This is a genomic window from Bradyrhizobium sp. Kon69 (assembly GCF_055807515.1).
On the sequence record NZ_JBVVOS010000611.1, the window covers coordinates 1 to 232 of the forward strand.

The 232-nt window shown below is 63.8% G+C and carries 1 pseudogene; it reads right to left on the bottom strand.

Annotation, left to right across the window (positions count from 1 at the left end):
• Positions 1-117 precede the first annotated feature (117 nt).
• Positions 118-232: pseudogene (locus AC0L3U_RS40330) on the bottom strand (lysozyme inhibitor LprI family protein); the annotation flags it as partial.

A 232-nucleotide genomic window follows, 5' to 3' on the forward strand; every position in this document is an offset into this window, starting at 1 on the left:
GCAGCAAATCCGGGTGAGGGGGCTCTCCCAAGAATCTAACTGTCACCGGGTTCGCTGAAGTAGCCGCTCACCCCAACCCTCTCCCTGCGAAGAGCGGGAGAGGGAGAGCACACAGCCCTACGATCCTCCACCCGCGGTGCCTGAATTCACCGGGGCCAGTTCGTCTTCCCGGCAGCGCCAGCCATCGGCGGCTTTGACAAATGCAAACGTGCGCTGGATCCGCAGGCGGCGT